The organism is Erythrobacter aureus, from assembly GCF_003355455.1.
Lineage (GTDB): Bacteria > Pseudomonadota > Alphaproteobacteria > Sphingomonadales > Sphingomonadaceae > Qipengyuania > Qipengyuania aurea.
In genome coordinates, this window is the sequence record NZ_CP031357.1 from 785,361 (window position 1) to 799,601 (window position 14,241).

Below are 14,241 nucleotides of genomic sequence, written 5' to 3' on the forward strand. Positions count from 1 at the left end.
GCACCTCGAAGAGAAGCACGGTCATGGCCTGATTGGCATGATCCTCGATGTAGCGGTCCGTTTCCGCTGGGTGATGATCGTCCTGACGGTCGGGATCTCCATCTGGGGCGCGCTCAACCTTTTGCGCCTGCCGATCGATGCCGTTCCCGACATCACGAACGTCCAGGTACAAATCAATACCGAGGCCCCGGCTCTTTCGCCGTCGCAGGTGGAGACCCAGGTGACGTATCCGGTCGAAACGGGCCTGGCCGGTATCGACGGTCTCGAAATGACCCGTTCGATTTCGCGCAACGGCTTCAGCCAGGTCACCGCCATCTTCGAGGAGGGTACCGACATCTATTTCGCGCGCCAGCAGGTGAATGAACGGCTGGCACCCATCACCGCCTCGCTTCCCGAAGGTGCGGAACCGGTCATGGGGCCGATTTCCACCGGCCTCGGCGAAGTACTCATGTATACCATCGAGTATGAATATCCGGGCGGAAAAGGCGCACCCGTCGGTGGGGCAACCGGTTGGCAACGGGACGGCAGCTTCGTCACTGAACGCGGCGATCGTCTGGGCAGCGATGTTGCCAAGGCCGCCTATCTTCGCACAGTGCAGGACTGGGTGGTCGCACCGCTCATGCGATCGGTCGATGGCGTTGCGGGGGTGGACTCCATCGGGGGATTCGAAAAGCAATACCTGGTTCAGCCCGATCCCGCGCGGTTGACCGGATATGGTCTGTCTTTCGACGCGTTGATTCAGGCGCTGGAAGCGGCCAATCTGGCCGAAGGCGCTAATTTTGTCGAACGGTCCGGTGAAGCGCTGCTCGCCCGCGTCGATGCGCGGCTTGGCAGTATCGAAGATATCGAAAACGCCGTCGTCGCAACTCGTGAAGGCGTTCCGATCCGGATCAGCGATGTCGCGACGGTCGCCATCGGGGGCGATCTGAGAACCGGCGCTGCATCGCTGAATGGCGAGGAAGCCGTGGTCGGGACGGTTCTCATGCGAGCCGGGGAAAACAGCCGCACGGTTTCCGCTGGAGCCGCGGAAAGGCTTCAAGAAGTTCGATCCTCGCTTCCGGAGGGCGTCGCCGCCGAGATCGTGTACAACCGTTCCTCGCTGGTCGATGCGACCATTGCGACGGTCGAGAAGAACCTCGTCGAGGGTGCTCTTCTGGTCATTGCGGTGCTGTTCCTCCTGCTCGGCAACATCCGTGCCGCGATCATCGCGGCGCTGGTAATCCCGGTCTCGATGTTGATGGCGGCAATCGGAATGAACCGCCTCGGCGTCTCGGGCAATCTGATGAGCCTGGGGGCGCTCGACTTCGGCCTGATCGTCGATGGTGCTGTGATCATCGTTGAAAACAGCGTCGCTAGGCTCGCCGCGCGACAGCATCACGAGGGACGCTTGCTCACGCTCGGCGAGCGCTTGGCCGAAACACGGCTTGCCGCGCAGGAAATGATCAAACCGACCGTTTACGGACAGGCGATCATCCTGCTGGTCTATGCCCCTCTGCTGACGTTCTCCGGCGTGGAGGGCAAGACTTTCTCGCCGATGGCGATCACGGTCATGCTTGCGCTCGCTTCGGCTTTCGTCCTGTCGCTGACCTTTGTTCCCGCCATGATCGCCGTGTTGTTAAACAAGAAGATGACTGAAAAGGAGGTCAAGCCGATCCGCCTGGCGAAGGAACGCTATGGCCCGCTGCTGAGAAAAACGATTGCCCGGCCTTGGCCAGTGATCGCTGGCGGGGCTGGACTGTTCGTTCTGGCAGCTTTCGTTTTCACCCTGCTGGGTAGCGAGTTTACTCCGCAGCTCGACGAACGCGACATAGCCATCCAGTCGCTCAGGATTCCGTCCACGTCGCTCGAGCGGTCGCTCGCCATGCAACGCCAGGTGGAAGACCGGCTCGAGCAGTTCCCGCAGGTCGCGCTGGTGTTCTCGCGTACCGGCACGGCGGAGGTTGCGAGCGATCCGATGCCGCCCAACGCATCCGATGCCTACGTCATTCTGAAGCCACGCGAGGAATGGCCCGATCCGGACCTGCCGAAGGATGAGCTCGTTTCCGAAATGGAAAGTGCCCTCAATGGTCTGGTCGGCAATCTCTACGAATTCAGCCAACCGATCGAACTGCGCTTCAACGAGCTGATCGCCGGCGTACGCGGTGATGTCGCAGTCAAGATTTATGGCGACGATCTCGCCGCCATGACCTCGACAGCCAACGAGGTGGCAGGTGTCCTGCGGGACATCGAGGGTGCCGCCGACGTCAAGGTCCAGCAGGTGACCGGCTTCCCGACGCTCGACATCGTCTTCGATCGGCCGACGATCGCCCGATACGGCCTGACCGTGCAGGATGTGGCCCAGTCGGTTGCCATAGCACTGGGCGGTCGGCCGGCGGGTCTCGTCTTCGAGGGTGATCGCAGATTCGACGTGATGGTGCGCCTCGCCGATGCGACACGCGATGACTTCGACCAACTCGGAACGCTGCCGATATTGCTGCCCAATGGAGCGACCGTGCCTCTGCGAACTGTCGCCCAGTTCCAAGTGGTCGACGGGCTTGCCGAAGTGCGCCGTGAACAGGGCCGCCGCCTCGTGATCGTCTCGGCCAATGTGCGCGAACGCGATCTTGGCACCTTCGTCGAGGAAGCTCAGGAAGGAGTGCGTGATCGGGTCGAACTGCCCGCAGCCTCGTTTATCGAATGGGGCGGGCAGTACCAGAACCTCCAGGCCGCCCAGGGACGGCTTGCCCTGGTGGTGCCGCTGGCCTTCGCGGTGATCCTGCTGTTGCTCTACATGGCGCTCGGCGGATGGGTACCCGCGCTCGCCGTCTTTACCGCAATTCCGATGGGTCTTGCGGGCGGTGTGTTTGCCCTGGCGCTGCGTGGCATGCCGTTTTCCGTTTCGGCGGCCGTGGGCTTCATCGCGCTTTCGGGAGTGGCGACACTCAATGGACTGGTGATGGTCACCGCGATCCGCCAGCGCCTGGAGAAAGGGGTCGAACTCAGCGAAGCGGTTGTGGATGGTGCCTTGGCCCGGTTGCGACCGGTGCTGATGACCGCGCTCGTCGCGTCGCTCGGCTTCGTACCGATGGCGATCGCCACCGGCACCGGGGCGGAAGTGCAAAGACCGCTGGCAACCGTCGTGATCGGCGGCTTGATTACGGCGACAGCGCTCACACTGTTCGTCCTGCCCGCAATCGCACGGCTGATCCTCAACCGTTCGGACGACGGGCAGAGTTGGCGCCAAAGATGGTGGGACCGCCTGCGCCGTAACGCCACACGCGACGAGCAGCGTGAGTTGGGAGACATAATTTGACAGCGCTCCTATTTGGGCAGCTCATGCACCACATGGGTGACCGAAGGATACGTTTCGGAGGAGTGGCCGTGCACAGCGGCCACTCCACCCGCCTGTCTTCCTTTGATCGCATCGCGGTGGATTGGAAGGACGGAGTGAACCAGCTCAATCGTTCCCGGTTTCGGACCGACGAGGAAATTCTTACGCCCTCACCGCGTTATGCGGCAGGAAAAGGCGTGAGGATCGCAAAGGCGCCTTCATGAGCGGCGAAGGGGAATTCAGGCTGGATACGGCGAAAAGGCGCAGGACACTCTGGGTGGTTCTGTGGCTCAATCTCGCCATTGCCATCGGATTCTTCGCGGTCGGCTATCTTGCCGATTCCAACGCGCTGCTCGCGAACGGCCTCGACAATTCTTCCGATGCGCTCGTCTACGCTCTCAGTCTACTGGCGCTCGCCCGTCCGCGCCGATGGAAGCGGGGGGCCGCGCGCTTTTCCGGAATCATGCTGCTGGTCTTTGCGGCAGGCGTCATCATCGATGCCATCAGGCGTTTCGTGGACGGGTCCGATCCCGCCGGCATGATGATGTTGGCGATGGCGGCTGTCGCGGCGGTGGTCAATCTGGTCTGTCTCCGCCTGTTGCAGAACATGGAAGGCAAGGATGTGAACCTGCGCGCGGCCACGACCTTCAGTTTCAACGATTTCATTTCCAATGGTGGAATCATCATCGCCGCTGTCATTGTGATGCTGACGGGGGCTAACTGGCCGGATCTCGTCGTTGGCATCGCGGTGGCCGGAATCGCGATCTATGGGGGGATCGACATCTTGCGCGATGCTCACATGGATGGCCATGACGAGCGCGGGACGGTGCATGGCAAGAAACGCGAATAATGGCGTTCCACAGAGATATGCGACCGGGAAGATGTCCTCGGGTTCTGACCCCGGTCGTGCTTGCAGGCCAAGGGGACAGCCCCGGATTGGCTCGCGAGCAGTCGTGCGGTCGCGAATTGTGCGGTTATCGAAGCGGTAACACGAATAGGGGAGTGCATTGATGGTGCAGTCGGGTGGGCACTCAGGGCACAGTCATGGAGAAGAACAGCTCAGCGACCGTCAGCTGGTTCTCGCAGTAGCGATCAATGTCCTTCTGACATTGGCCCAGATCATCGGCGGTATTGTCTCCGGCTCGCTGGCGCTCATCGCCGACGCATTGCACAATTTCAGCGATGCGGCTTCACTCGGACTAGCCTGGTTCGCGCGGCGGATAGGTCGGCGTCCCGCCGACAAGCTCATGACATTTGGTTATGCGCAGGGCGAGGTGGTCGCAGCGCTCATAAACCTGACGACCCTGCTCATCATCGGATTCTATCTGATAGTCGAGGCGATCAACCGGTTTGCCGATCCGCAGCCGGTCGAAGGTTGGACGGTGATCGCGGTTGCCGGCGTGGCTCTCGTCATCGACCTTGTCACCGCCTTCATCGTCTATCGCGGCGCGCATGAAAGCATAAACATGAAAGCCGCTTTCCTGCACAATGTCTCGGACGCCCTGGCATCGGTAGGCGTGATCGTCGCCGGGGTTCTCATTATCCTGTACGATCTCTACCTCGCCGATCTGGTGATAACGCTCATCATTGCGGGTTACGTCATCTGGCAGGGCATCACGCTCCTTCCCCGGACCGTACGATTGTTGATGGGCGCAGTGCCGGATGAGTTGGAGTTCGACCGCATCGTCGAGTTTCTCGAAGGTCAGCAGGGTGTCGAGAGCGTCCATCACGTTCATATCTGGAACCTGGGCGAACATCATCGCGCCCTCGAAACGCATATCGTCCCGTCGTTTGATTCGCTCGCTGCCTTCGAGGAGTTGAAGCTATCGCTCCGCGCCCGTCTCACGCAGCGTTTCGGCATCGCGCATGCCACGTTCGAAGCGTGTCTCGCGCGCGACTGCGAAAATGCGTTGGTGGCCGACCATCACCCGGCGGGCGGGCGCACCGATCATGACGATCAAAGTGACCAATAGGGACGGTTTCGACTGCTCAACCTTTAGCAAGAAACCGGCCCCGCAGACCATGCGGATCGATGATCGACAAATCGTTACGGCATTTTGCTGGTTGCTGGCGATAATGCGTGAGCGCTCATGGCGCGGCATCGAGATGTGGCAGAGTTCCCGGTTCCAATATCAGATGACCACGAACTGCCCCATCATGCCCGCATCCTCGTGCTCGAGAATATGGCAGTGATACATATAGGGAAGATCGGGATCGGTGTGCTCCTCAAAGCGGAGCAGCAGGCGCACCTGTTCGCGTGAATGGACGATCACCGTGTCCTTGAAGCCGGTTTCCATCGGTGGAGGCGCTTTGCCATCGCGATCGAGCACCCGGAATTGCACGTTATGGATGTGGAAGGGGTGTGCCATCATCGAGGCGTTCACGATCTCCCATATCTCCCATTGTCCTACGGGAACACGTGTATTGACGACATTCATGTCCATGGTCGCGCCGTTAATCGACATGCCTCGTCCCATCATGCCCATAGCAAGCACAAAACGCCGCGTCAGGGCGGCAAGCGACGGATCGGGCGGGGGCAGCGACACTAGGTCCGCAGGCAATTGCGCGGCGGCAAAAGAGCCTGTCGGCCTTATGTCGAGAATGGGGACTACATCGCCGCCACGGGTTTCCCGGCTGCCCATCATGCCTCGACCGCGACCGCCCATCATGCCCATGGTGTTACCCGGTCTGTGGGCCAACAGCCGCAGCGGGCGTCCATCGGAAAGATCGATGACAACCTGCGCGCGTTCTCCAGGGGCGAGGATGACTGAACGAACGGAATGCGCAGATGCCAGCAATCCGCCATCGCTCGCGACCAGTTGCATCGACCGGTTGCCTTCGAGCGAGAAGGTGTAAAACCGGGCATTCGATCCGTTGAGAATGCGCAACCGGACTTGTCCGGTGCGTGCTTCGAACAGCGCGTTCCGGGTGCCGTTGACATAGAGGGCATCGCCCTTAACACCCATCATCCGGGTGCGCATGTTCAGCGGATAGATTATCCGGCCCGAACCGTCGATGACACGGTCCTGTACGATCAGGGGAATGTCGTCGACACCATATTCGCTCGGCAGACCGAGGCGTTCTTCTTCATCGTCGCGGACGTAGATCGGCGCGGCGAGGCCCGCATAGACCTGCGGTCCAGACCGGCCATGCAGGTGCGAATGGCACCAGTAGAGCGAGGCGCGCTGGCGCACTTCATATGATGGGCTCCAGCGCTTGCCGGGCCGGATCACTTGATGAGGCCCCCCATCGGCGGCGGCAGGAAGTTCGAAGCCGTGCCAGTGGACGGTGACATCTTCGCTCAGTTGGTTGTCGATGTGAAAGCGCACGCGCTCACCGCGGCGCATGTCCAGCGTCGGCCCCAAGTAGGGGGCCTCAATACCGATCGTTTGCGAAGCTGTGCCCGGGACAAATTCCTTCTCACCCGCAGTCACGGACAGGCGGAAGGTTCGCACACCCTGCTCGATCAGACCCCTGTTCAAGGGTGGAACAGCGAGCGGATTGCGCTCGTCCGAACCGTCGAGCATCGCTGCGCTGCGCACCTGGCAACCGGCAAGCGGGAGAGCGGTCGATCCGAACGCCGCAAGGCCGAGACCCCCGACCAGCTTGCGCCGATCGATAAGGAATGGCTTTTCCTTGCCGTTCATCCTCGTACCGCTCCCTCGCTAGAGTATTGGCCTCCGGTTCTCTCCCGTCACCTTATTTCGGGGCAATGGAGGTGATACTGCTGCCTTGCGGACCAGTGGTGAATTCGAAGGCCACTGCATCGCCCACGCCGACCTGGTCGCGCAATTGTTTGTCGGCTTCGAAGCTCATCGTCATGGCGGGCCAGTCGATCGCGGGGATCGGGCCATGCTTGATGGTGATCGTACCCGCTTCGGGATCGATCGCGGTTACCGTGCCTTCGGCGCGAGCATCGTGCATCGCATCGGTATCCTCCATCATGGGCGTGTCGTCTGACATAGGCATGTCGCCTGACATGGGCATTCCATCGCCGTCGGGCATGGAATCGTCCATCATCGTCTGTGCCGCCTCCGGCGTTTCCTGGGCGCTGTCGCATGCAGCGAGCGCAAATGGGGCAGCCAGCAGGCCAAGATAGGTTGCTACACGCATTCGATGTCTCCTTAAGGGTGTCTCGGCGTTCAAAACCGGGTGCCGTGACAAATATGAGCTTCCCGGAGCGGAGCTATGGGCCGGAGCGAGCGGCGGCACGATGCCTTCGATTGTTCCTGCCTCCGTGCCGTTGATTGCCACGGGCTCCGCCCCGGCAGGTCATTTGGGCTTTGCTCCGCTGAGGCAGATTGCCGGCCTTCGTCATCGGATTAGAAATGACGAAGGCCGGGGTTGCATCCGGACGATTCAGGGGGACTGCGTAGTGCAATCGTCCGGATGCTTGGGTGTGGGACAAGCCGCCATTGATGAAGGGGCGCCTATTGTTGCGTCTTGCCGTCCTCGGCCATGGCCGGGTTATCCGCCATCTGCGCCATCATCTCTTGCATCATCGCCATATGCTGATGGCACTGCTTCATCATCTCGGCGTTTTCACCCGACATCATCTGCGCCATCTGCTCTTTCATCTTCTTGCGGTGCTCGGCCATCAATCGTTGGCGCTCTGCCGGGTCGGTTGCCGCTTTCGCGCGCTGCCTGAGATCTTGCATCTCCTGCATGGCCTGCTGGTTCTGCTGCATCCCGCCATCGTGTTCCATCTGCATGCCAGACTTCTGTCCGCTGTCGTGCTGATGTTGTGTTTCCTGTGCGATCGCGGGAGCTGCGACGACTGCAGCCAACGCGGAGGCTACCAGAAGAAACTTTTTCATATCGTCTTTCCTTTTCGATCCGGACCGGACTGACCCAGTCATTCCCAATACGCACGGGCAGGGCCTACCCCTCAAAATTCGGTTTTTCGTCGATGAGGGGATCATGGGGTGGGGTGTTCTGCATTTGCCGGCTCATCCGCACTATCATATCGATTGGCCTGACGGGGCGGCGCAACAGCAGATAGGCCGCGGGAAGCAGGAACATGGATAACAGAGGGCCGTGATCATTCCGCCGATCATCGGGGCGGCAATCCGGCTCATCACTTCCGAACCTGCGCCCGTGCCTATCAGGATCGGGAACAGGCCGGCCAAGATTACGGCGACGGTCATTGCTTTGGGCCGGACCCGCAACAGCGCACCTTCGCGGATGCTCTGGTCGACCTGTTCGGCAGTGAGTTCCCCGCCGCGCCGCTCGAGCGCTGCTTTCAAATAGATCAGCATCACCACGCCGAATTCCGCAGATACACCGGCGAGTGCGATGAACCCGACGGCGGTCGCCACCGACTGGTTGTAGCCCATGAGATAAAGCAGCCAGTAACCGCCGGAAAGTGCGAACGGCAAGGTGCCCATGATAAGCAAGGCTTCATCCACCCGCCTGAAGATCAGATAGAGCAACAGGAAAATGATCACCAATGTGGCCGGCACCACGACTTGAAGCCGTTCATAGGCGCGGGTGAGATATTCGAACTGCCCCGCATAGGAAAGGCTGACGCCAGCAGGCAAATCGACACCAGCGGAGACGGTTTCCTGAAGGTCGGTGACCACTGAGGCCAGATCGCGCCCTCGAACATCGACATAGATGTAGCCGGTAAGCCGCCCTTGCTCGCTCTTCAGCATCGGAGGGCCATCGCTGACGCCGACACGCGCCACGGTGCCGAGCGTGATCTGTTGTCCCGAAGGCGTAAGCAGCGGCAGCGCCCTCAGCTTGTCCACACTGTCGCGGATCTCGCGTGGATAGCGCACATTGATCGGATAACGCGCCAGGCCTTCGACTGTTCGGGCGATGTTGGTGCCGCCGACTGCGCCGGCGACGATCTGCTGAATGTCGGCGATGTTAAGCCCGTATCGGGCGGCTGCCGCCCGATCGATGTCCACATCGACATAGCGGCCGCCGGAGAGCCGTTCCGCAAGTGCCGAACTCACCCCGGGAACCGCCTTGGCGATCCCTTCGATCTCGAGCGCGACGCGCTCGATTTCCTCGAGGTCCTCGCCGGAGACCTTGATCCCGATCGGGCTCTTGATCCCGGTGGCCAGCATGTCGATGCGATTGCGGATCGGCGGGACCCATACATTGGCGAGTCCGGGCACTTTGACCACCCGGTCCAACTCCTCGACGAGCTTGTCCGGAGTCATCCCCTCGCGCCATTGATCGCGCGGTTTGAAGCGGATCGTGGTCTCGAACATGGTCAGCGGTGCCGGGTCGGTCGCCGTATCGGCGCGTCCCGCCTTGCCGAACACGGTTTCAACCTCCGGGACCGACTTGATGAGGCGATCGGTACGTTGCAGCAGCTCCGATGCTTCGCCGGGAGACAGAGCGGGCAGCGCGCTCGGCATGTAGAGCAGGTCACCCTCGTCGAGGGGTGGCAGGAACTCCCCGCCCAGCCGAGTGAAGGGAATAGCCGTGGTAAGAAAAATGAGACCGGCAATCGCCAAGGTCGCCTTGGGCCGTCGCATGACCCAGTCGAGCCCGGGGCGATATATCTTCGTCAGCCAGCGATTGAGGAAGTTGGAATCCTCGGATGGAATCTTTCCACGGATCAGCCACCCCATCATCACCGGTACCAATGTAACCGAGAGAATGGCCGCCGCCGCCATGGCATAGGTCTTGGTGAAGGCGAGCGGGGCGAAGAGGCGCCCTTCCTGCGCCTGCAGGGTAAAGACCGGCAGAAAGGACAGGGTGATGATCAGCAGGCTGAAGAACAGCGCAGGGCCGACCTCCTTCGAGGCGTCGGCGATGATCCGCCACCGCTCCCGTGTCGCGAGAACGGCATCTGGATTCTCGTGTTCCCACCGTTCGAGATGCTTGTGGGCGTTCTCGATCATAACGACGGCGGCATCGACCATCGCACCGATAGCGATCGCGATTCCCCCCAGCGACATGATATTCGCATTGACCCCCTGAAAGCGCATCACGATGAAAGCCGCGAGCACCCCCAGAGGCAGGGTAATGATGACGACCAGGGCCGACCGTGCGTGCCAGAGGAATAGCGCGCACACCAAGGCCACCACGATGAATTCCTCGATCAGCTTGTAGGTGAGGTTTTCCACCGAGGCGTCGATCAGTTGCGAGCGATCGTAGGTCGTGACGATCTCGACGCCCTCGGGCAGGCTGGCCTGCAATTCGTCGAGCTTCTGTTCGACTGCCCGGATCGCGCTTCGCGCATCCGCACCTTGACGCAGAATGATGATGCCGCCGGCGACTTCGCCATCGCCATTGAGTTCGGCGATACCGCGACGCAGTTCTGGACCGATCTGGATCGTCGCCACATCGCCCAGAGTCACCGGAACGCCGCCGGCCGTTGCCCGCAAGGGGATGGCCCGGAAGTCGTCCAGACTGCCGAGATAGCCCGATGCGCGGACCATATATTCGGCTTCTCCCATCTCGACGATGGAGCCGCCGGATTCCTGGTTTGCCGACTGGATCGCACTGACGATTTCGGCATGGGTGACGCCGAACGACGCCATCCGGAAGGGCTCGAGCACAATCTGATACTGCTTGACCATCCCGCCGACGCTGGCGACCTCCGCGATACCCGGAATGGTTTTGAGTTCATAGCGCAGGAACCAGTCCTGCAGGCTGCGAAGTCCAGCCAGATCGTGCCCGCCGGTCCGATCGACCAGAGCATATTCGTAAACCCACCCGACACCTGTCGCATCGGGTCCAAGCGTGCTTGTGACCCCTTCGGGCAGACGGTTCTGCACTTGGTTCAGATATTCCAGAACGCGCGAGCGCGCCCAGTAAAGATCGGTGCCGTCTTCGAAGATGATGTAGACGTAGCTGTCACCGAACATCGAGTATCCGCGCACGGTTTTCGCGCCCGGGACCGACAGCATGGTCGTCGCCAGCGGATAGGTGACCTGGTCCTCGATGATGCGTGGCGCCTGCCCCGGATAGTTGGAGCGGACCACGACCTGGACATCGGAAAGATCGGGCAGCGCGTCGACCGGTGTTGTGCGAACGGCCCAAAAACCGGCCAGGGTCACGGCGATGGCCGCGAGCACGATGAAGAACCGATTTGCGATCGAGGCATCGATGATTCTGGCAATCATTGTCCGCTCCCCCGGATGGTCTCGATCCGGGGGCCCGCATCTTGCTGAACGAAGGTGAAATGTACCCTGTCACCCTTCTTGAACCCGCGTATCTGGGCCGGGACCTTGAGACGGAAGGTCATCGTCATCGCGGGCCAATCGAGCCGTGGTACGGCGCTGTGCCGCAGGGTCACCGTGCCATCGGCAATCTTCTCGATGGTGCCCGTCGCGCTGAAGCGCGATTCCTCGTTGTTCTCTTTGGCCGCGTCGCTTGCCTGATCGATCGGGCGGACATCGAGACCGGTCAGGCTGGCTTCGGAATCGAGCAGGAACTGGCCGGAGGTGACGACTTTTTCGCCGGCAGCGAGACCGGCCAGAACCTCTGTCCTGCCGCCTGCTTCGCGTCCGATACGAACCTCGGCAGGCATGAAGCCGTTCTCGTCCTGGTTGACCATTACGATGGTTCGCCGCCCGGTCCGGATTACCGCTTCGGAAGGAACCAGCAGCGCCCGGCGAGTATCCGGGGTCAGGGAAACCTGCGCGAACATGCCCGGCTTGAGCCGTCCCGATGGATTGGACAGCTCGGCGCGGACGGTGATTGTTCGGCTTGCATCCTGCGCGCTGGGAAGAATGGCGATGATCCGTCCCGCGAACCGTTCTTCGGGAAATGCGGTCAGGGTCGCGTTGACGGGCTGTCCGACACGGACATTCGCAGCTTGTGTCTCGGGCACTGCAGCTTCGAGCCAGATCGGAGAGAAGCCGGTGATTTCCGCCAGAGTCTGGCCCGATGTCACACTCATCCCCGGGCGCACGGCGAGCGATGTGATCGCCCCTCCGATCGGCGCCGTAACCGTGATCGTCGAGTGTGGCCGCCCACTACGCCCCACCGACGCAATAAGCCCGGAGGACATGCCGAGCAGACGCATCCGTTCGCGCATGGCGCGGGCCAGTTCCTCGTCGCCGCTGCGCAGCACGGCGAGATATTCCTGCTGGGCGCCGCCCCATTCGGGTACGAGGATGTCAACGAGGGGCGCACCGCGTCCGACCACGTCGTCCGGCGCATGGCCATAGGTTCGCTCGACATAGCCCCCTGCGCGCGGCTGGACGATCGCAACGTCGCGCCCGTTGTAGGCCAGCACCCCGGTTACGGTCACTTCGGGTTCGAGAATGCCGTATTCGGCCTGTGTCGTGCGAATCCCGAAATTCTGCACCATGCCGGGATTAATCTTCACGCCGGCCGACACCTCCTCGCCCGCACATTTGGGCAACAATTCCATATCCATGAAGGGTGACTTGCCTGGCTTGTCGAACTGCTGTCCTGGAACCATCGGATCGTACCAGTACAGCACGTCCTCGCATTCGCTGTCCGGCCCACCGACGTTCTCGTTCGGTTGACTGCCGCTGCTGCCGAGCTGTGACAGACCATATCCGGCTGCGAGACTGATCAGGGCGACAGTGGCCGCCGTCGTCCATGACTTCTGACGCGGCGACAGCCTGTCCCACGCGGCTTGTGTTGCGGCTCTCATTGGCCATGCTCCCTGTAGGTCAGTCTTAGATTGGCTGCGGCTTCGACGGTGGCTTGCTCGCGCGCGAGAATCTCGATGCGCAGCACTGCCAGTGTCTTGATCGCTCCGATCACGTCGAGCAGGTCTGCGCGGCCTGCGGCAAAACTCGCTCGTTCGAGCTCGGCCCGGCTTTCGGCCAGCGGCAGCAACTCGTCGGTGGCGCGTTGCCATTGCCGATAGGCGCTGCGCCATGACGCAACATCCGCCCCAAACTGCGCTTCGAGCGTGCGCAGCATGTCCAGTCTGGCTTCGCCGGCAGCGGCGGCTTGCGCGCGGGCAGCCTCTATCCTGGGTTGCTGTCGGCGCTTGGCGAACAGTGGCAGGGTAACCGTGCCCATGACGGAGAACAGATCGCCATATTGGCGTTCGCGGATGCCGTAGCTGGCACCGACGCTGAAGTCCGGTCGCAGATCGGATCGTGCCAGGTCGACACCCGCTTCGGCCTGCCTGATCTCAGTTTCCGCGAGCACGATTTCCGGGGTGTACTCCAGCGTCGCGCTCAATTGCTCGGGATTGACCTCGGGCGAAGGGGGTGGGCCAACGGCCAGCGCGTCCTCCACGGCGATATAGCGGGCAAGCCGGGCCTGCGCCGTCTGCATGTCGGCCCGGATTTGTGTTCGCCTGTCTTCCACTTCGAGTACCGCGCGGCGGACCTCCAGGCTTTCGCCGGGTCTGGCTGTGCCAGCGGCCACCGAACTTCGCGCAAGGGGCACCAGGCGCTCGATCTCGTGGAGAGCGTCGCTGGCGATTTCTTCCGCCTGTTGGGCATAGGCAAGAGATATCCACGCGCGCCCTGCGCCCAGCCGTGCGGCATTGCGCGCATAGGAAAGCTCGGCGGAGGCCCGCTCGATGTCGGCCGCAGCCAATCCTGCGCGCGCGCGGCGTTCGGTCAGGTTCGGTATCTCCTGATCGACGCCGATTTCGAAAGCCGTCATCATTGTCGGGTCGAGGAGATCGGGACCGGTCGCCGGCAGGTTGCGTAGCCCGGCCCGCAGCTTTGGATCGGGCAATTCGTCGGCTGCATCGGCTACGTCCCGCCGGGCATCGAGCCGTAATTCGCTCGCCCGGATCCGTGGTTGGTCGCTGACCGCCGCTCTCAGAGCGTCGTCGTAGGCCACCGATTGGGCATTACTTGCCGACGCTAAGGCCAACAGGACCGGAAGCGCGGTCCACCATACTCGTTTCATGATTCTCATTCCGCAAAGAGGCGCGCCAAGCGCGCGGTCGGACCCTGCAGGCGGCGCGAAATGCGCGGGCCGTTCGTCCGGTGTGGGCGTGCAGAATTACTCCCGCACGAGCG

The 14,241-nt window shown here is 61.8% G+C and carries 8 protein-coding genes and 1 pseudogene; 3 read left to right on the forward strand and 6 right to left on the reverse strand.

Annotation, left to right across the window (positions count from 1 at the left end; all coding sequences use genetic code 11):
• Positions 1–28: 28 nt before the first annotated feature.
• The 3 genes from DVR09_RS03915 to DVR09_RS03925 all read left to right on the forward strand — a co-directional run bounded on the left by DVR09_RS03915 (position 29) and on the right by DVR09_RS03925 (position 5,283).
• Positions 29–3,292 (forward strand): efflux RND transporter permease subunit, encoded by a 3,264-nt coding sequence (locus tag DVR09_RS03915; protein WP_162814991.1) that lies wholly within the window; start codon positions 29–31, stop codon positions 3,290–3,292.
• 238 nt (positions 3,293–3,530) lie between these two features.
• Entirely contained in the window at positions 3,531–4,160 is a 630-nt protein-coding gene (locus DVR09_RS03920; RefSeq protein WP_115415776.1) for a cation efflux transmembrane domain-containing protein, read from the forward strand.
• Between the two features lie 160 nt (positions 4,161–4,320).
• A complete protein-coding gene (locus DVR09_RS03925; protein ID WP_115415777.1) occupies positions 4,321–5,283 on the forward strand; it encodes a cation diffusion facilitator family transporter in 963 nt (320 codons plus the stop codon).
• A 159-nt stretch (positions 5,284–5,442) separates the two neighbouring features.
• Here DVR09_RS03925 and DVR09_RS03930 read toward each other — a convergent pair whose 3' ends face one another.
• The 6 genes and pseudogenes from DVR09_RS03930 to DVR09_RS03955 form a co-directional block, all read right to left on the reverse strand.
• On the reverse strand, positions 5,443–6,957 hold the full coding sequence (locus DVR09_RS03930; RefSeq protein WP_115415778.1) for a multicopper oxidase family protein: 1,515 nt from the start codon (positions 6,955–6,957) through the stop codon (positions 5,443–5,445).
• Between the two features lie 52 nt (positions 6,958–7,009).
• Positions 7,010–7,423, reverse strand: a complete 414-nt coding sequence (locus tag DVR09_RS03935; protein ID WP_174223718.1) for a copper-binding protein — start codon at positions 7,421–7,423, stop codon at positions 7,010–7,012.
• Positions 7,424–7,740: 317 nt separating this feature from the next.
• Entirely contained in the window at positions 7,741–8,127 is a 387-nt protein-coding gene (locus DVR09_RS03940) for an EMC3/TMCO1 family protein (RefSeq protein WP_115415779.1), read from the reverse strand.
• A gap of 64 nt (positions 8,128–8,191) precedes the next feature.
• Positions 8,192–11,397, reverse strand: a pseudogene (locus DVR09_RS03945) (efflux RND transporter permease subunit).
• Positions 11,394–12,902 carry an efflux RND transporter periplasmic adaptor subunit gene (locus DVR09_RS03950; protein ID WP_115415780.1) on the reverse strand — a complete coding sequence of 503 codons (1,509 nt, stop codon included), beginning with the start codon at positions 12,900–12,902 and terminating at the stop codon, positions 11,394–11,396. The pseudogene DVR09_RS03945 and the gene DVR09_RS03950 overlap by 4 nt, the downstream one beginning before the upstream one ends.
• A complete protein-coding gene (locus tag DVR09_RS03955) occupies positions 12,899–14,128 on the reverse strand; it encodes a TolC family protein (protein ID WP_115415781.1) in 1,230 nt (409 codons plus the stop codon). The genes DVR09_RS03950 and DVR09_RS03955 overlap by 4 nt, the downstream gene beginning before the upstream one ends.
• Positions 14,129–14,241: the final 113 nt, after the last annotated feature.

Coding starts and splice junctions, on each gene's coding strand:
- DVR09_RS03940 (WP_115415779.1), bottom strand. CDS start 8,127: ATGAAAAAGTTTCTTCTGGTAGCCTCCGCGTTGGCTGCAGTCGTCGCA.
- DVR09_RS03925 (WP_115415777.1), top strand. CDS start 4,321: ATGGTGCAGTCGGGTGGGCACTCAGGGCACAGTCATGGAGAAGAACAG.
- DVR09_RS03920 (WP_115415776.1), top strand. CDS start 3,531: ATGAGCGGCGAAGGGGAATTCAGGCTGGATACGGCGAAAAGGCGCAGG.
- DVR09_RS03935 (WP_174223718.1), bottom strand. CDS start 7,423: ATGCGTGTAGCAACCTATCTTGGCCTGCTGGCTGCCCCATTTGCGCTC.
- DVR09_RS03930 (WP_115415778.1), bottom strand. CDS start 6,957: ATGAACGGCAAGGAAAAGCCATTCCTTATCGATCGGCGCAAGCTGGTC.
- DVR09_RS03955 (WP_115415781.1), bottom strand. CDS start 14,128: ATGAAACGAGTATGGTGGACCGCGCTTCCGGTCCTGTTGGCCTTAGCG.
- DVR09_RS03950 (WP_115415780.1), bottom strand. CDS start 12,902: ATGAGAGCCGCAACACAAGCCGCGTGGGACAGGCTGTCGCCGCGTCAG.